Source organism: Lysinibacillus sp. NPDC093216 (genome assembly GCF_050280325.1).
In the GTDB taxonomy this organism is placed as follows: domain Bacteria; phylum Bacillota; class Bacilli; order Bacillales_A; family Planococcaceae; genus Lysinibacillus.
Genome location: NZ_JBNNVB010000026.1, coordinates 45761 through 63030, shown reverse-complemented (window position 1 = coordinate 63030; position 17270 = coordinate 45761). Strand labels below are relative to the sequence as shown.

The 17270-nt window shown below is 34.3% G+C and carries 19 protein-coding genes and 2 pseudogenes; 4 read left to right on the top strand and 17 right to left on the bottom strand.

The window, feature by feature from the left end:
• Positions 1–302: 302 nt before the first annotated feature.
• The 5 genes and pseudogenes from ACQKOG_RS21790 to ACQKOG_RS21770 all read right to left on the bottom strand — a co-directional run.
• Positions 303–682, bottom strand: a pseudogene (locus tag ACQKOG_RS21790) (topoisomerase C-terminal repeat-containing protein); the annotation flags it as partial.
• A 17-nt stretch (positions 683–699) separates the two neighbouring features.
• Positions 700–2829, bottom strand: a complete 2130-nt coding sequence (gene topB, locus ACQKOG_RS21785) for a type IA DNA topoisomerase (RefSeq protein WP_402873441.1) — start codon at positions 2827–2829, stop codon at positions 700–702.
• Between the two features lie 633 nt (positions 2830–3462).
• Positions 3463–3582 (bottom strand): annotated as a pseudogene (locus ACQKOG_RS21780) (IS3 family transposase); the annotation flags it as partial.
• 64 nt (positions 3583–3646) lie between these two features.
• Positions 3647–4207, bottom strand: a complete 561-nt coding sequence (locus ACQKOG_RS21775; protein WP_370083330.1) for an NUDIX hydrolase — start codon at positions 4205–4207, stop codon at positions 3647–3649.
• A gap of 284 nt (positions 4208–4491) precedes the next feature.
• Entirely contained in the window at positions 4492–5106 is a 615-nt protein-coding gene (locus ACQKOG_RS21770; protein ID WP_370083332.1) for an undecaprenyl-diphosphatase, read from the bottom strand.
• A gap of 273 nt (positions 5107–5379) precedes the next feature.
• Between ACQKOG_RS21770 and ACQKOG_RS21765 the strand changes: the two genes are divergently transcribed.
• Positions 5380–5778: a glucosamine 6-phosphate synthetase gene (locus ACQKOG_RS21765; RefSeq protein ID WP_370083334.1), complete on the top strand. Its 399-nt coding sequence runs from the start codon at positions 5380–5382 to the stop codon at positions 5776–5778.
• A 131-nt stretch (positions 5779–5909) separates the two neighbouring features.
• Here ACQKOG_RS21765 and ACQKOG_RS21760 read toward each other — a convergent pair whose 3' ends face one another.
• From ACQKOG_RS21760 to ACQKOG_RS21750, 3 genes are all read right to left on the bottom strand, one after another.
• A complete protein-coding gene (locus tag ACQKOG_RS21760; RefSeq protein WP_370083336.1) occupies positions 5910–6686 on the bottom strand; it encodes a class I SAM-dependent methyltransferase in 777 nt (258 codons plus the stop codon).
• Between the two features lie 265 nt (positions 6687–6951).
• Positions 6952–7575 carry a DJ-1/PfpI family protein gene (locus ACQKOG_RS21755; protein ID WP_370083338.1) on the bottom strand — a complete coding sequence of 208 codons (624 nt, stop codon included), beginning with the start codon at positions 7573–7575 and terminating at the stop codon, positions 6952–6954.
• A gap of 189 nt (positions 7576–7764) precedes the next feature.
• On the bottom strand, positions 7765–8385 hold the full coding sequence (locus ACQKOG_RS21750; RefSeq protein ID WP_402873431.1) for a TetR/AcrR family transcriptional regulator: 621 nt from the start codon (positions 8383–8385) through the stop codon (positions 7765–7767).
• Between the two features lie 154 nt (positions 8386–8539).
• Between ACQKOG_RS21750 and ACQKOG_RS21745 the strand changes: the two genes are divergently transcribed.
• Positions 8540–9712, top strand: a complete 1173-nt coding sequence (locus tag ACQKOG_RS21745) for a DUF3533 domain-containing protein (protein WP_402873428.1) — start codon at positions 8540–8542, stop codon at positions 9710–9712.
• Between the two features lie 62 nt (positions 9713–9774).
• On the opposite strand, the gene ACQKOG_RS21740 is transcribed toward ACQKOG_RS21745, so the two are convergent.
• The 3 genes from ACQKOG_RS21740 to ACQKOG_RS21730 all read right to left on the bottom strand — a co-directional run bounded on the left by ACQKOG_RS21740 (position 9775) and on the right by ACQKOG_RS21730 (position 11661).
• Positions 9775–9990, bottom strand: coding sequence for a hypothetical protein (locus ACQKOG_RS21740; protein ID WP_402873425.1), 216 nt, complete (start codon positions 9988–9990; stop codon positions 9775–9777).
• A 170-nt stretch (positions 9991–10160) separates the two neighbouring features.
• Entirely contained in the window at positions 10161–10691 is a 531-nt protein-coding gene (locus tag ACQKOG_RS21735; RefSeq protein WP_370083346.1) for a GNAT family N-acetyltransferase, read from the bottom strand.
• A 106-nt stretch (positions 10692–10797) separates the two neighbouring features.
• Positions 10798–11661: a GNAT family N-acetyltransferase gene (locus tag ACQKOG_RS21730; protein ID WP_370083348.1), complete on the bottom strand. Its 864-nt coding sequence runs from the start codon at positions 11659–11661 to the stop codon at positions 10798–10800.
• Between the two features lie 554 nt (positions 11662–12215).
• On the opposite strand from ACQKOG_RS21730, the gene ACQKOG_RS21725 reads away from it, so the two are divergent.
• Positions 12216–13388, top strand: a complete 1173-nt coding sequence (locus ACQKOG_RS21725) for a multidrug effflux MFS transporter (RefSeq protein ID WP_415733285.1) — start codon at positions 12216–12218, stop codon at positions 13386–13388.
• 80 nt (positions 13389–13468) lie between these two features.
• Here ACQKOG_RS21725 and ACQKOG_RS21720 read toward each other — a convergent pair whose 3' ends face one another.
• The 6 genes from ACQKOG_RS21720 to ACQKOG_RS21695 all read right to left on the bottom strand — a co-directional run bounded on the left by ACQKOG_RS21720 (position 13469) and on the right by ACQKOG_RS21695 (position 16519).
• Positions 13469–13975: a hypothetical protein gene (locus tag ACQKOG_RS21720; protein WP_370083351.1), complete on the bottom strand. Its 507-nt coding sequence runs from the start codon at positions 13973–13975 to the stop codon at positions 13469–13471.
• Positions 13976–14181: 206 nt separating this feature from the next.
• On the bottom strand, positions 14182–14391 hold the full coding sequence (locus tag ACQKOG_RS21715) for a DUF6440 family protein (RefSeq protein ID WP_402873417.1): 210 nt from the start codon (positions 14389–14391) through the stop codon (positions 14182–14184).
• A 228-nt stretch (positions 14392–14619) separates the two neighbouring features.
• Positions 14620–15102 carry a CcdC family protein gene (locus tag ACQKOG_RS21710; protein WP_402873414.1) on the bottom strand — a complete coding sequence of 161 codons (483 nt, stop codon included), beginning with the start codon at positions 15100–15102 and terminating at the stop codon, positions 14620–14622.
• Positions 15103–15291: 189 nt separating this feature from the next.
• On the bottom strand, positions 15292–15561 hold the full coding sequence (locus ACQKOG_RS21705; RefSeq protein WP_370083356.1) for a CPCC family cysteine-rich protein: 270 nt from the start codon (positions 15559–15561) through the stop codon (positions 15292–15294).
• Positions 15562–15732: 171 nt separating this feature from the next.
• The gene (locus tag ACQKOG_RS21700; RefSeq protein WP_370083357.1) at positions 15733–16176 is read right to left on the bottom strand and encodes a GNAT family N-acetyltransferase; all 444 of its coding nucleotides are present in this window, start codon (positions 16174–16176) and stop codon (positions 15733–15735) included.
• Between the two features lie 25 nt (positions 16177–16201).
• The gene (locus ACQKOG_RS21695; RefSeq protein WP_370082693.1) at positions 16202–16519 is read right to left on the bottom strand and encodes a MazG nucleotide pyrophosphohydrolase domain-containing protein; all 318 of its coding nucleotides are present in this window, start codon (positions 16517–16519) and stop codon (positions 16202–16204) included.
• A gap of 144 nt (positions 16520–16663) precedes the next feature.
• Here ACQKOG_RS21695 and ACQKOG_RS21690 point away from each other — a divergent pair, with 144 nt between their 5' ends.
• Positions 16664–17239 carry a TIGR00730 family Rossman fold protein gene (locus tag ACQKOG_RS21690; protein WP_402873408.1) on the top strand — a complete coding sequence of 192 codons (576 nt, stop codon included), beginning with the start codon at positions 16664–16666 and terminating at the stop codon, positions 17237–17239.
• Positions 17240–17270 lie beyond the last annotated feature (31 nt).

Sequence of the window (17270 nt, the reverse complement as noted above, 5' to 3'; positions counted from 1 at the left end):
ATTAATTACTATTGGAAAAATAAAATAAATTTAGACAATAATTTATCTTACCTTACTATACAAATTCCTCATAGTACGCTATTAGTCTCGATATTCAATATCAGTGAGGGCAACACTCTACATGATCTACTAACAAATCTTTCATTCTATTTTGGTTATCTATTTTTATAAATGGAAATTATAAAAATACAAAGGATTTTCTTTTCTACTTGGAAGTCATTAGGTTGAGATAACCTTCATTTCATAAAATAATTGTTTAGGGTAGTGAGAATTAATTCAACAAGATTCATAAATGCTTAATTTTAATCCTTTTTTTCAAATTCCATCTTCCAACTAAAATATTCGTTGTCAGTATTTTTTTCATATTTTAATTGAGCATCGAATTTAGAACCTTTTTACTTGTTAAGCCTTTTACCAATACCGTTCCATCGGCTAGCAATTTCTTAACCATTGTTTTGGTAGGCTTCTTCTTCTTCGCGGCTAAAAATTCATCGTTTTTCCAGATGACAAATTTACAGCCCTTTTCCCAGTTACTGCAGCCGAAGCCTTTTTGTCCTTCGATCACGCTATGACCACATAATGGGCATTTCCCTACTACTTCAAATTTCTTCTTCGCTCGTGTTACTTTGCTGAGTGTCACATCTTCACTATTTTTAATCGTCTGAACGGCATTGACGGTGAAAAAAATCTCATCCGCAATTACTTTTCATTAAACTCAAATTCAATTTTTCCTTCTACCAAACGAAGTGACGCATTAAATTGTTTACCATTCTTTGACTTAAACCCTTTAACCACAGCTGTTTTACCAATCTTACATAAATCATTAATGTTCTTTTCAGTTAGTTTTTTTCCTAGTAACCTTTCTGGGAACGTTTGCTTACAACCATTTTTATAATTCGAACAACCGTAAAAACTTTTACGCAAACCTATTTTTCCTACTTTGCATGTCGGACATGGCACAATATCTTTCACAGCAGCTGGTTTAAACTGCTCAGCTTCAATTGAAAGTGACTCTAATTGTTTAGGTACCTCCGCTATTAATTGAGTAATAAACTTGCCTATGCTTTCAATAAAATGTTTTGCAGAGCCTTCTCCACGACCAATTTTATTTAAGTAAATTTCCCATTTTGCAGTCATAGATGGACTTGAAAGTAATGTCCCTTCGATAGCCCGACATAAAAGCTCCCCTTTCGGCAAAACGCTCACTATGTTTTTTCGTACTTCAATAAATCCATGCTTTTTAATGGTCTCTATAATGCCACTTCGAGTTGCTTCTGTACCAATACCTTCAATCGATTTCAGCACCTCGATTTCTTCTTCATCCTCAACTGATTTACCACATGTTTTCATCATCGTAATGAGTTGCCCTTCTGTATAAGGCTTAGGAGGCGTAGTTGTGCCTTCTAGAATAGAAACCTTACTTTGTACCATTTCATCTTGGAAAACAACAGGTAACGATTCCTCACGCTCTTGCATCCCTTTTTCACTTAAAAACAATTCTTTCCAACCTTTTACAAGTTCTGTTTTCCCTACCGTTTTAAACTCTAAATTTTTGACATTCGTTATAATCGTTTTTTCATCGTATTCATAATCTTGGTGAAACATGGCGAGTGTCGTATTGACTATTTCGAAATAAATATTTCTTTCATCAGCATTCATTGATTGTAACGCTTTTTCTGTTGGCACTTTTTTCGTTGGAATAATAGCATAGTGCTCCCCAACGTTGGCACTGTCGACATAGCGTTTGTTATTCCCGCGATTAATCGCATTAAATGGCTTTCCAACGAGCTGCTGATATTTTGCCAATGATTCATTTAAATAGGCAAACTCATTATGTGTAATGAGGTGTGAATCGGTACGTGGGTAAGAAACGAGCTTTTTCTCATAAAGTGATTGCGTAAGTTTCAACACATGCGACGGGCTGTATTTCCAACGTTTATTGGCGTTGGCTTGTAATGTTGATAACGCATGTAGTTTGGGTGGTGCAATACGCTTCGTTTTGTTCGTTACACTCGTAATTAGACCTGTATCCATCGGTTCAACCCCATGTTGTTGCAATAATTGCACAGCCTCTGCACGCTCTTTTGTTTTTAACTTTGCCTTCCCTTTATATACACCATTTTGTGCTTTAAAGATCCCTTCAATTTCATAAAAATTTTCAGGCTTGAAATGTTCAATTTCCTGTTGTCTTTTATAAATTAAATATACGGTTGGCGATTGCACACGTCCGATGGAGATACTACCCTTAAAGCCTTTTTTTTGTAAAAGTAGCGTATATAGGCGACTACAGTTCATGCCTACTAACCAATCGCTAATTTGACGTGTTTTTGCTTCTTGGTACATGAGCAGATCACGCTCATTACTTTGCATATTATTAAAACCTTTTCGAATTTCCTCAACTTCTAATGAATTGATCCATAATCGTTTAACAGGCTTATTTACTTTTGTCATTTTTAAAAGTGAGTAGAAGATATTTGAACCTTCACGTTCACTATCACAGCAGTTATAAATCATTGTTACTTGCGGATCACTAAAGATTTTTTTTACTGCATTAAATTGTGAATACATTTTAGAGACAACTTTATCTTCAAATTTTTGTGGAATGATAGGTAATGATCCAAGCGACCATTTCTCCCATTCCTTTTGATATTCTTTTGGTTCCTTTAATTCAACAAGATGACCAACTGCCCAGGTAATTACTGCACCTTCAGGAAAAGTAGAACAAGGTTCCAATTCAATAAATATTTTCTCTTTTTGTTTAATTTTAAATGCATCAGCATAAGCTCTTGCTTGAGATGGTTTCTCTGCCAAAATGGCGATTTTCCCCATTAATCATCACATCTTCTTTAAAATATTTTAGTAACTTTTTAATATATAAACATAAAACTCAACTAATCAGATTAGTTGAGTTTATTATGAAATACCTTACTACTATTTTACTTTAAACAATTTAAAATATCACTTACTAAAATCTTTAAATGTTGGCGGTATCCCCTTCTAAAGCTACAACTTCCGGAACAGTTCATTGTATCTTCAATAATTGCACATGTTGGCTCAAGAGGAACACTAATAAAAAAATTGCATCTGATCTTTTAAGTTAGTACCAGATACATTTTTTTTGAGTTCGAAAGTTAAGTTATTAAAATAAAAGTGCAATATTTTTTATGTACAATTGCACAAATAAAAAAATCCCTTCACTTAGAAATATCTTCACAATCTTATGTAGTACTTACTACAAATGATGGAATTTCAAGGCTCTTATTTGATAAACTTGAAAATGAGATTTTTACAAATAAATACAATGTTTCGAAATATAGCGAAAAAGAAATTCTTGAAGTACTTTTGAATGGAAATCCAATGAATGCGAAGTTGAATTATGGGTACCAATTAAAAGTTAGATTTTGAGACTTTTAAAAAACTGGTAAAAATATAATCTGACCCAATAAAGTTAGACATATTTAGTTAAGCATCTTCTAAGACCTGAGAGGTAACCACCGGGCTTAGGTCTTTTAATTTTCTCTTCATTCGTTTGTGATTGTAATAGTGAATATAGTCCTTGAGTTCCTGTTCAAAATGTGCCATAAACAATCCCATATAATAGACAGATTAATTTACTTTCTTTTCTGTCTACCATAGGGGAACCATATCAATATTTAATAAGTCTATTTGTTCGCATATAGTCTTTAGCCATGTAGTAAGCACTTATTGAAAACATTTGAGTTAGAATTTTCTTGTTTTTAAACAAGCTTTCAAAACTATCAAAACCAATTAAATTAACTTCAATATTTTCAGTATCATCTAAATCTTGCTCATATGCCTTATATGCATCTAAGATAAGATACGTTATAACTTTATTATTCTGTGTAGCGGGATTCACGAAATATTCTCCTAATAAAATCGGTTTTATTTTAGAAATATATCCAGTTTCCTCTTTAACTTCTCTCAGAATTCCTTCTTGATTAGTCTCCCATTCTTCTATTTTGCCTGAAGGTATCTCTAGAAAAATTCCGTTAGCTGCATATCTGTATTGTTTAACTAAAACAAGCTTTTTATCTTTTGTAATAACTACCGCATTAACCCAATCACTGTATTCATTTACATGGTAATTTTCAATGACTAAGCCATTAGGAAGTTGACATCTATCTTTTCTTAAATTACCAAATTCACTCTTATATAAAAACTCTGATTTTAATGTCTTCCACCTCATACTTAAGCAACCCTCCCTCTACAAACCTAAAAGTACCAATATTCCGACTAATTATACTAAGATTTCAGGTAGGTTTCAAATATCAATAGTTTCATTTAACAGAGCCATAGTAGCGGATCATATTTAATGAAAAAGGAAGAACTGTCCTACAAATTGCAGAATGTATGATAGTGCCAATTCGCATTGAAATTAAAACCTTTATTTATTGATACATATGATTTTATATTTATTCTTTTGTTAACAAAATAAAGAGCCGCATTAAAATGCGACTCTTCATCTTTGCATTATTTATTCCCATGACTCAGATCTTTATGGCCGAACTTCGCTAAAAAAGGGATATGTTTCGTTAGTTTGTTATAGATATTGAACAGAACTTGTACAACCGGCTCCAATATTTTGGAGAACTTGATAATGACAAAGCTTGCCCCAAATGACAGAAGGGCTCCTCCAATCACGTCGGCTGGATAATGTACTCCGACGAAGATACGTGAAATCCCTACTAGGATAGCCCATACTAATACAGGATACTTCCACGAGTCTTTTCGTAATAGCAACGTACATGCTAAAGAGAATACTAATACTGAATGATCACTTACAAATGAAGAATCGTCAGCATGTGGTACTAACTGATGAACATTATACGTTATGAATGGTCGTGGATGATAGTTGACAAAGTGAATGAGTGCGTTTAAACCCAATCCAAGTAAACATGTAAAGACAATGTAAAAAGCAGTATATTGTTTTTCTGTCCTTTTTTCTTTGTTTGCTGTAAACCATAAAAATAACATAAATACGATTACGACATAAGGAACGCTATCAGTGATGAAAATCATCCCTTTATCTAGTAAAGGATAGCGACCAGCTAAATCATTAATCCATTGAAATACTTCATAATTCATTTTTAAATCTCCTTGCTTTTAATTTCTCAGTAAATTAAAGTTTTCAAATATGCGCTGTTTCCAGTTGAATACTTGCTTACCCTTTCATACATGACGTCATCATACGCCTCATAGTTTCCATTCATCAACAAAACACAGATGAAACTGAAAAAATCCATATCTCCCCCAAAATCATTATCTACAATATTAAATCCTAAACTAGAAAATATTATAGTAAACTAGCAAAAATCAGTATAAAGATGATAAAATATTTTTATAAAGGGGGCTTCCAATATGGGAAAATTAAGCAAAAGGAATATACTGTGGATTGTGCCAATCGGAATTTTAGGGGTGTTCTGGTATTTTTACGGTCCACAAAAGGACATTACAGATAATGAATATATTACATATGTAAAAAACTATTCATTCGAAAATAGTAGTAAAACAATAGAATCGGGCTTTGCTAACGCTTGTCAAAATCCATACTGGGTTTATTTTGAAACTCAAAAAGGGCAGGACGTTGTAGAATTTAAAGGAGAATGTCCTGTCGATAATAAAGCCGCGAAAGTGAATGTTCAATTTTTAGTTGACCGTGATATGACAAATGTGAGAAACGGTGCAATGCTGGTCGATAATAAAATGCAGGAGGAAGCAGATCGAGATAAATACCTTCTCGCTTTAGTAGGTAAATAAATAGTTAAAAGCTCTCGTTTGAAAAGCGACGAGAGCTTCTTTTTATTGAATCGAGGGATAGAAATGCCTAACTGACGGATTGAACCACTCTACCGACGGATAACTCCCCTCAACACTTTATAAAGAATTGATTATTTCACAGCTTTCCAAATGGTCCATCTGTCCTTTTCAACTATAGAACCTTCAATTGAAATCGACTTATCAATATAATTCACTAATTCATTTAATTCTTCATCGTCTAATTCGTGCAAAATACTTCTGCCTGTTCTTTCCCGTAAATCTTTTAACAATTGCTCTTTCTGTTCATAGACATTTCTTGTTTCCCATAGCTTTACTTCTTTAATCTCGCTAAACCCAATTGCCTTAAGTGTCTCAACTACTAGCTCACTACTATGTCTGCGTTTTATTTCTTGCTCCTTTAATTTTGGAAAACGCTCAAAGAAATAGCCTCTAATATGGTGGTCATCACCTTTTAATAAACAATCTTCAGGTGTCCGGTCTTGGATAATGTAAACCCCTTTATCCTCCAAAATTCTGTATGCCTCTTGAAAACAATCCTTTAAATCTCGGATATGATGAATTAAAGCTCTTTCCAGTACTAACTGGAAGCTGTCATTGTCCAAGCCTGTAGCCAATGCATTTCCTTGCTTGAAAGTAATAGTATGATAGTCTTTACAGTTTTCTTTAGCCCCAACGAGCATAGCCTGTGAAAAATCCACACCTATTACAGAAGGTACGCCCATATTTGCTAATGCTTTCGAGTAAATGCCTCCGCCACAGCCAATATCTGCAGCCTTAGAAGTATTCATGATAGGGACAAGTTCTTTCATTGCTTCCATCCACGAATGGTCAGCTTGTCGAGTTGTATAAGTAGTTTGATTGTCTTTATTGTGAAAATCAATGCCCATCTTCATCACTCTTTTCTGTTTTTTATGCCAATCTTTATGGATATTCTTGCTAACATTATTTTACAACCATTTTGTATATAAGTGAAATCAATGTTAATTATTAATTTTCATAAGTTATTCTTATCACAGAAGTATCCGTTATGATTTTGAGAGTGTTTACTTTGCTTTTTAAAAAAATAAACTGTATCCAAATTGTTTGTAGTGCAACAATTGAGATACAGTTAAAAAGTGAATCTTGGCCATTTGTTTAGATGACACAGTTATATTAAAGTGCAAATTCAATAGTTTTAGCTGTTCGCTCCGCTACAGATTTCCCCATAATTTGCTCAACAAGATATAAAGCCATATTAATTCCTGATGAGACACCTCCAGAAGTTATGAGGTTACTATCATGAATAACTTTGCTTTCTGATACTACTTGAATCTCAGGGTATTTTTCTTGTAAATTTTTTAATGCTAAATGATGAGTAGTGGCTTTTTTGCCATTTAATAATCCAGTATGTCCTAAAATATACGCACCCGTGCAAACTGAGCATATGTATTCACTATTTTTATGTTTGATAATCCACTCTTGAATTTTATTGTTTTTAATTATAGATTGCACAGCTCTTAAAGGTCCCCCTGGAATGATTAGAATATCTAATTCAGGACTATTGTCAAAACTAAAGTCAGGTACTACTTTTATTCCTGAATGCGTTTTAATTTGCTCCCCAGTTTCCGAAATGGTAAATACTTCAAATGGTTTCGTAGGTAATAATTCTTTTTTATAAAGAGTAAGAGCTTCCTCGACTTTATTCTTAGTTGTCAGTGCTAGTACTTCTGCTGGGCCAGTAAAATCTAAAACATCTACATAATCATAAAGTAAAATGCCAACTCTTTTTGTTTTCATTTTAAGATCCCCCATCGCCATGATTATTAATAGTTCTTTAAGCGCGATTATAACACGATTATCCATTTAACTTTTCATACAACTAATTTTGTAACTCAATGGAAAATATCATTCGCTTTTAATGTTACTTAGATTCATCATACTACTAGCCTTCTATACTTCTTCAGCACTTCTTCACAAATTTATCCCCTACTCACTATCTTTTTCAATAATTGAACGTAATCCACTAGCTTCAAAAGGTCCATTTATCATTGTTTCAGCCAACATTGTAGCAATTTCCTCTGGTGATTGTTGCATATCGTGTTGCAACCAGTACGTAATAACCCCTAATAGGGCATTTGAGTTATACGCTAATGTTAATTCAATCGGAAACCTCCATTTGCTTTTATCAATACGATTTACTAGATAAGCATTGAAATATCTCACAAAAAACTGTCTCATTTTTTCATGAAAAAAAGGGTCACCATTTGGACCTAAAATTAATTTTAAGAAATCAGCTTCTTCATAAAACACATGTAAAATTCGGATCATTACAGGTAATCGTTCATCTAAAAACTGATTGACATCCATCTCTAAATTTGTAGTTTCATCTAAAATGACGTTGAATTTTTCAAAAATTTCGTTCTCGTACTGTTCTAATAAATTGTATTTATCCACGTAGTGTAGATAAAAAGTTCCTCGATTAATATTGGCACGCTCCGTAATATCTCGAACGGTGATAGCTTCAAAGTTCTTTTCAGAAAGCAAAGAGAAAAATGCTTGTTTAATTTCATTTTTCGTTCGTATAATTCGTCGATCTGTTTTTGACATGGAGTCATTCCTCCCTTTTAATGAACACATTTATTTATATGTTGAGTATTGAACACTTTGGCTGCTTTTGATTATAGGAAGTGATTTTTTTAGAGTATATAATCAAACTTAGAAATAATCAACACGATGTACATTATCTGAAAGGAGAATTTTCATGAAAGAAAATAAGTTTTTCGGTATAGCGTTTGTTGCTGTACTCTTATTATCCTTCATTTTTGTAGCAACACAAATCCCTGGTGCCCATTCATCACCTAAAGATCTTCCAATCGGTATTGTTCTTGAGGATGAAGGTAACATGGGGCAAACTTTTGTCGAGATGATACAAAAAATTTCACAAGCAACAAAGGAATCACCGTTTAAATGGGTAGTAATAAAAAATGAACAAGAAATGAAAGAAAAATTAGCGAATCAAGAATTGTATGGAGCTATTTATATCCCTAAAGATTTCTCTGAAAAGTACGCTTCATTCCAATCACCAACCCCTACATCAGCAATGCTAAAAATTTATATAAACCAAGGGAAAAATGCAAACGTTGCAACTATGGTTCCACAAGCTTTATCTACAATGGTTGAAAAAATGAATGACAATGTCAGCGCCCAATTATTAGCTATTACTGAAAAAAATAATATTCCGTTAAACGCTAATCAAGCACGCACTTATTCAACGCCTATCCAAAGTGAAATAGTCAATGTGCATGAAACCGGTAAATTAAGCAATGCACCACTTTCATTCTTCCAGCCTATTTGGATGAGTAGTTTAATCAGTGCTATTCTTTTATGGTTTACGGGTAGAAATCGCAAGTTTAATTCTGTATTGGAGCAACTTAAATTCCGAGGATTTCAGGCATTGATTGCCATGATCATTGGTTTATTTGGAGGCTATTTATTAACTTGGTACTCCACTTGGATGCTGGATTATGAGTTTGCAGATTTTCACCATGTTGCTCTATTTTTATCACTGACTTGCGCAACATTTATATTATTAATACTAGCTATCACTACATGGATTCAATTTGCGAGTTTACCAATTTTCGTGCTTTTAATGTTCTTTGTTTTACCGCTTCTACAAATTGCACCAGAAATGTTACCTAGTTTTTACGCTGATTGGATTTATCCATGGTTACCATTCCGCTTTATGTTTGAAGGATTAAAGGAGATTCTTTTCTTCAGTGGAAAACTTTGGAGCTCTGCAGCAGTTACATTATGCTGGATGGCTGTTGTAAGTATTTTAGTATTACTTCTATCTGTAGTAAAACGTAGTTCCTATATAGAAGAAGATGTTTCAGCAGAAGGATTAAGTTCTGATATGAAAAAAAGGGAAGTTTAAATTCGAGTGAAGCCATACAAAAAACTCATGCAATTATTTTTTGCATGAGTTTTTTGTTCAATTTATTTTGAATCTACGGACTGGATAATATTTAGTTCAAGAATTCGAATTTCTTTATTTAGCTTAGCAATGGCCGCTTCTATTTGTTCAAAGCGTTCTAAATGATTTTTACTGACATTGTGCGTGGGTAGCGTTTCTTTTAACGCTGCCTTCCCCGCATATAGAATTTCAAGTAAATCCAATTTTTCAAAATAAGCTGTGCTATATTGTATTCCCATTTCACAAAGCCCCTTACTATTACTTTTTCACCACTAATAAAAACCCTAGCCTTTACTAGCACTATAACCGAAAAAAGCAAGCACAAAACCATGTCTTAGTTATCATTTATTATCCAATAAAAGGTATACATTGATGCTAATAAATATATTTCTGTAGGTTAATGTCGAGTTTATCTATTTTTTAAGATGGAATAAACAAATGTATCATGCGCCTGGCCATTTTGATACATATAATCTCGAAGAATTCCTTCATTTTGAAAACCCACTTTAGTTAGTAGCTTATTCGATGCTTCATTTTCTATAAATACAACAGCACCTATACGAGTAAGCCCCATATGTTCAAAGCCATACGACACAATTTCGGTAACCGCTTCTTGAGTATATCCATTTCTCCAATAATCAGGATGAATTTCATAACCGATTTCTGCTCGTCTATGGATAGGCGACCAAGCGTTAAAACCAATTGTGCCGATTATACCCTTTGTTTCCTTTCTTTCTATTCCCCATCTTACCCCTCTTTTGCCAGCAAAGTTCTTTGAAAATAAATTCACTAAATTTTCTGCTTGCTGTATCTCTTTAAACGGCTCAACGCCATAATAGCGAGTGACTTCTTCATTAGAAAAACAATTAAAGACACTTTCCGCATCATCCTGCGTCAGTTCTCTTAAAATAAGTCTTTCTGTCTCTAAATTAGGAAACATTGATTCTCCTCCTTTACTATCACCTATTCTCCACACTTCTAGTAAAATCCTTTAAAAACAAAAAAGCACACCAAATAGAAAGTGTGCTCATTTTGTTTGAGTGATGTTATCCAAAAATTTGCGCTGCTATAGCATATAACGTATTATTTCTTATCGGCATTTTCTCGGCGTGAAGAATCATAACAGGAGGTTTATTTGCCTCTGTAAAGCCACTTTGCTCTATCCATTGTATAAATTCAGCATGACCATATGGTACATCAATTCTTAATTTTCCATTATGATCTTTCGCTAAAATATTTATTATGAGACTGGCTGTTTTAGAATCAGGTGCTATAATCGGACCTAAAATTAGATTGATTGGCCCTAAAATAGACAATCCAAAACCTATAATATTTGCATCATAATCCTTCACAACAATACATTGCTTTGATTGCTTTATCCTATTCCGTAGAAAATTACTTCTTTTATCTCCAAAGGCAGCAGCATCTAAGCTAACAATATCAGCAAAATCACGCTCGTTAAAATTTTCAATCGTATAATCATTAGAAGTTAAGTTATAGGCACCGACATAATTGTCAATCAGATATTTATGTACATAATCTACTGTGGTAAAGCCCATTTTCGCATACATCGGTTCACCATCTTTCGTTGCGACGAGCATAATTTCTGTATGCTCTGAAACACTTTCAATACATTTTTGAGTAGCTAATTTCCCTAAACCAAGCCCTCTGTAATTTTCATGTACAATGACCATACCTATCGAAGCTAAATTTGAATCATATGTGATAATGGCAGCACTTGAAACAATTTTTCCCACAGCATTTTTGTGCCCAAATATTTTACCTGACATCATCACCGTTCTAATTTCAGATTCATCGTAATCCCACCCGACAGAGTCAGAAAGTGCAATTAATCCCGAAATATCATTTGCATCGAATAATACTAACTGTAATTGATTAAATGTAGTCATTCTTCCCTCTCCCCACACAAGAACATTTGTTTCCATTATATATATATACTCTATTGTGCACAAGTGCAATTTAAAACGTAGCAATGTGAATAAGTTGATTGCAGTGGAGGCTGGGCGACTCCTCGGGGATCAGCGATTCAGAGGAACGAAGGCTAAAACCATCACGTCCTGTGATAACGCCTTCGTGACCAACATCGTGTTGGCCTGAGACCCTGCAGCGCAGCGAAGCGGCTCATCGGACGCCCCCAGGAAGCTCTGCTCTGCGCGAAAGCGAAGCGTCAGCAACAACAAAGCGCCCAGCCGGAACGGAAATCAACCCCACGTTCTGATGAAGACCTAACGTATGCAAGTGATAGAAAATATTTCTATATTTCCCTTTAAAAAATTTCAAATATCTCTATAATAGAAGCTAGACTATGCACTCCTACTTTAAGCATATTTAGGTGATTAATAATGACATCTTATGAACGAATACTTATAATGGTCCCGCCGTTTCCCTAGCTACGTCTACTCTTTTCTAAAGAAGTAGATTTTGCTTGTAGGAGGGCAATAAGTTGAAAAAACATGTAGCACCATCTTTATTATTAATGATTGTTCTTGTAGCTTTTCCACAGATTAGCGAGACAATCTATACACCATCTCTACCTGATATTTCAGATGCATTAAATGCTTCAAATCGCTCTGTACAGTTAACCTTAAGTATTTATTTTATAGGGTTTGCTATAGGTGTCTTTTGTTGGGGATGGCTTTCTGATTTTATTGGACGAAGACCGGCCATGCTAGGCGGTTTAATTTTTTATAGTATTGGCAGTTTCATGTGTTTTTACGCAGAAACTATTACTTTTCTATTAGTTAGTAGATTTATACAAGCTTTTGGGGCAGCGACAGGCTCAATAATTACGCAAACCATTTTGCGAGAAAGCGTATCTGGCAGTCAAAGACATGCTATGTTTGCGCAAATTTCTGCGGTGATTGCCTTTACCCCTGCAGTAGGGCCACTAATTGGTGGCTGGGTTGATCAAGGATTTGGCTTTAGAGCTGTTTTCTTTGTACTCGTTGCGATGAGTATTTTGTTGTTCATCTACGCTTATTTTAGACTTCCTGAAACAACAGATAAATCAACGAGAAAAAGAATTGCTATTTTCCCAGTTGTAAAACGTATTATTTCATCTCCACGGGTACTTGCCTTTGGATTGCTGATTGGTGGGATAAATGGTGTGCTATTCAGTTACTATGCCGAAGCTCCCTTTATCTTTATTGACCATTTCAATTTATCACCAGGACTTTATGGATTTCTTGGCATAATTGTGGCGCTTGCCTCTATTATTGGTGCCATGATTTCTAAAAGACTCATCAGCAACTATCAGCCGGAGAAAGTAATTCATCTCGGTTGTTCTGTGATGACTGTCGGCGCTTTATTACTACTAATCGTTAGTTCCTTACCATTGCCTAATATTGTCTTACTAATGGGCATTTTAGTGACCATTTTTATAACGTTATTAGGATCAGGGATTGCTCTACCTAATTGCTTAAGCCTTGCTCTTGTCAACTTTCAGGACGTTATCGGGACAGCTGGCGCAATTTTCAGCTTAGGCTATTACTTACTTGTAAGCTTAATAACATCAGGAATGAGTTTCCTGCACAATGGTTCATTGACGATTATGCCACTATATTTCTTCATCCTATCGATGATACTGTTATTATTCGGAAGAAAGTTTATTGTTTAAAATATTGTAGCGGGAATATATATAATCAATAGCGCTTCCAGTAACGGCCACCCTATATATCTATGAGGGTGGCTGCTTCTTTACTGAAAATAATAATTGACTACTTCTTCAGCAGAATGAAAAATAATATTGCTTTGCGTTTTATAAATAAACTTAGGTGAAGTACAAGCTTTTTCGAGACTTTTTGCGTTCTTTAAAGTATCAGTCATTTGCTCGATTATCTCAGAATAGCCATCAAGATTATTCGAGATTTTCGGCATCATTGTATCGGAAACGTCTAAAACAATGGAAACTTGATCCTCCGCAAAATTATTTAAATTAATAAAAAAGCACTCCTCTAAATCTTTCGAATGCTTGTCTACATTAATAACTGCTTCACTATATTTTGCGATTAATCCAGTAGATGTCACTGTAATTGTAAAGCCTTGTTCGGTTAGTTTTTTATTAATGGCATCTAACAAAGTATTGACTTCAGCATCCATTTTAGGCGTTACCGTTGACTGCATTAAATTGTCACAATTTTGATGAATAGTATCAATTTCTGTCTGCTTATCAACAAGTAATTTAAAGTTTGATATCGAGTACACGCTAAATCTCCCCTTTATTATAAGTTTGACATTAGGGCGTTTTTTTAGTCATCTTTTAGCTATAAATTTTTAAAAGATTGTTGCTGATAAAACATAAAAACAGAGTTAATCTACAAGATGTGTAGAATCCACTCTGTTTTTATGTTTTATATTTCGCATATCGAATATTTAACTAAAGCCCCTATAGTTGAACAGGATAAAGTATGTTATTCATTATTTGGTTTTATTATTGGTTTTCCATCCTTATCCAATAACGGGGTAATTCCTCCCGCATATCCACTCCAACTAAATAAATAATGAACTCCTGTTTCTATATCTACTATTATTCTGTTTCCATTAGCCACACCATTTTCTGTAAGGATTTCTTCAAATCTCTTCTTTGATCCTTTATTCTTCTCTGAGTCTTTATTAAACATTTTTTCGCCCCCATATTCATTTATATGTTAACGCTATTACTGAATAACCCTTTTTATACTAAGCTCTTATCAGTTGATTATTACAAAAGCAATAAAAGGTAAGCGTTTTCTCGAAAACTACCCATTGTATTAACATATGATACGAAAGCACCTATTAGTTTAAGTACATTTATTCACAAACTTATACTTCTTGTTTCATTTTGGAGGGTGTTAGAGATATACGAAGTTCTAAAAACTGACTGTATTTTTTAGTTTAAGAACCTTTTTATACTTGATATAGCAAGCTATTCTCCAAGGAATTAAATAACAAATAGCAAGTAAGAAAATTAGCACATTGAGTGTAGCTGGTTCGATAGTAGAAATATGTTGTCGAAAATAATAACGTAAAGCAATTATAAGGGCGAAAGTAATTATAAAAGCAGGACTTTTCTTAGCATAAATTAAACCATCATTTCGTATTTCATAATCTGACCATAAAATTAGAGGAATAGATAAACCCACTCCTAAAAAAATTGCTATAGATAATTGAAGGTATGTGACGTCCCCAGAAGCGTTTAGAAAAAATGAAAATCCTGGTGTTAAAAATAGAAGAGGAAGAATTAATCGCCCTCCTCTGCCTTTGGTTGGTTTGTACATAGAACGGATTCTACGAACTAAAATGAACAATCCAATAATTAGAAACATAGAAGTAGCTGGTATTGCAGTTTGCATAAAAACCTCCCTGAATTATGTTTTAATATATTTATTATTGCATAAATTTCAACAAAGACTATGTTTTTCCTTATACAACTAAACTGCCCCGTTCGCTCAATAAGAAAAGCTACCTTTGAATTCGGTAGCTTGATCTTAAAACTCTTGCACCTCGTCAGTGAAAGAAAGCATAGTATCCCCTAAAAAACTCTAGAGAGATTTAAAATTTTCATCTTTCTCGTATCCTCCAAGGCTTGGTTCTACAACGCTGTCTTTAAACCTTTCCTCACTTGCTCCGTAAATCTTGAAATTCCTTTGCGCTTGCTTCAAAGATACTTCATTGGCTCCACCTTCAAAGTCTGGGTCCTCATTCTGTACGAAATCATCTTCCCAATAGCAAACTTTACATATTTCATAACTGTCTAGTGTTCCTTCTGCAAGAGTCTTATAACCACAACAAGGACAAGTATACTTTCTCATTTGATATTCGCTCCAAACTCATAATCTTACTAATGCTATAATACATTAACAAAAATTAATTTTCTCATCTTTGTTCTACTAGCCTACTGGATTGATTCGTTGTGATTTGAGAATAAATCAGGATATAACAAAAGGCTGTCACAAAGAGCTAATCAGACAGCCTTTCTAAACTTAAAGTTGATGTTTAACCATAGTATAGTAGCTACTTCCAGGCGGATAATCTTTTATTTCACCTACAACCTCATAGCCCCTCGCTTCATAAAACGTACGTGCTTGAAAGTCATATGTAGTTAGCAATGCCTTCGTAGCGCCCATTTGCTTGGCTGTTTCTTCAGCTTTCACCAGTAGTTGTCCACCAATACCTTTTCCACGGTATTCTTCACTAAACCAAAACTTATTGATTTCTACCCATCCCCAATATACCTCAGCAGTGATGCCGCCTATCCATTGCTGTTGATCATCGGTTACGATTAGGTTTAACGGACGAACAGAACCCTTTTGTCTACTCTCTTTATGATACGGTGAATGTTCATCGTTGTACTCTTTAATCTTTGCATTTAAAAACGTAGTAAAGTCATCCTGATTTTCTAATAAAATCTCAACTTGATAATCCATATGAATCCCCCTTCCATATGTATTTCTATGCTTCATAACGCTCCATTAGCTTTTCCTTATGAGCGGAAAAAATTTCTTCCAGTGAAATATCATATTTATTAGCGATAACAATAATATTCCCTAAAACGTCTCCAAGCTCCTCTACTAATTCTTGCTTATTTTCTTCATATGTTTGAATCTTTTCATCTGGTCTATCTCTACCAATTTCTAAAGCTCGTATGGCTCTTGCTACTTCCCCAGTTTCTTCAGCTAGGAAGCCAATACGCGTAAAAATACTTAAATCAGACCAACCACGTGTATCATAGTAATCCTTTAGCCATTTTTGAAACTCATTTAATTCCATTTCTATTTCCTCCATTTCTTTCCTCTCAAAATTAAATTATACTATAAAAGTGAAACGTGAATCAGTGGGGTTTTTTCACCCCCCCGCTTACAGTTCACTGCCCGTTAATGCGGAAAGATACTTATCAGATATGGAGGAACAATGATGGATAGTATTGCAGTATTTTGCGGATCAAGCATCGGTGCTTCTGAGGCATATAAAGAAGGAGCTATTTTTCTAGGAAAAGAATTAGCAAAACGTAATATTACCTTAATTTATGGCGGAGCGAGTGTAGGTGTGATGGGAACAGTTGCAGACACGGTTCTTCGTGAAGGTGGCAAGGTGATTGGGGTTATTCCGACGTTGTTAGAGGAACGTGAAATTTCTCATAAACATTTAACTGAGCTAATTGTCGTCAATTCTATGCATGAGCGCAAAAGCAAAATGATGGAACTAGCTGATGGCTTTATTGCTTTACCTGGAGGCCCTGGTACGTTAGAAGAATTTTTTGAAGTATTCACTTGGAATCAAATCGGCCTTCTACAAAAGCCTTGTGGTATTTTAAATATCAATCATTATTACGATTTACTCATTGAGTTATTTGACCATATGCAAAACGAACAATTTTTACAAGCCCAATCTCGAAACGCCCTTCTTGTAGATGAAGATGTTGTGGGACTATTAGATAAATGTGCAGCCTATGTTCCACCTGCAGTTAAAACATATCAAACGAATAAATGAATGCAGACTTCTTTAACCATGGAACTATAGG